The 507-nt window shown below is 66.1% G+C and carries 1 pseudogene; it reads left to right on the top strand.

Annotated features, from left to right (window positions below):
* Nucleotides 1–296: 296 nt before the first annotated feature.
* Nucleotides 297–507, top strand: a pseudogene (locus A6V37_RS40575) (dihydropyrimidine dehydrogenase); the annotation flags it as partial.

Genomic DNA, 507 nt, shown 5'->3' with positions numbered 1-507 from the left:
GGAGGTATACAAGATGAGAGGTATAGGGAGGAGAGAGTGGCTGGGGAGGGGAAGCAGCAGGAGAGGTAGTGAGAGCGTGAGAAAAGGTGGTGGTGGGGTGGATGGAGAGTGTCGTGCTCACAGGCACGACGGCAGGAGTGGCGGGGACAGTGGGGTTGGGCGGCACGGGAGGAGGAGAACCAGCAGGAGCGGCAGGCACCGAGAAGCGGGTCAAAGATGCCGCTGAGGTGGGCGGGGTGGCGGTCGGCGGCGGCGGGGTGGGACGAGGCGGACGTGCCTGGGAGCACGGAGGGGGGGTGGACGGTGACGAAGTCGAGAGTTACGACGGGCATGATGAGGCGGGCGGGGTGGATGAAAGCGGGATTGCCGGCGAGAAGAGCGGTGGCGAGGGTGCGCAGCGCGAGGTGGGGTGGGTGTGGTGGGTAGGCGGGATCGAGATCAAGCACGGTGTCGCGCTTGGGAGCTATGTCGACGTCGACTCGCTGCGAAAGCAGTACGACGCCGTAT

Source organism: Paraburkholderia ginsengiterrae (assembly GCF_001645125.1).
GTDB classification, from domain to species: domain Bacteria; phylum Pseudomonadota; class Gammaproteobacteria; order Burkholderiales; family Burkholderiaceae; genus Paraburkholderia; species Paraburkholderia ginsengiterrae.
The sequence above is the reverse complement of the archived record's forward strand: the minus strand, read 5'-3'. Positions and strand labels throughout refer to the sequence as shown.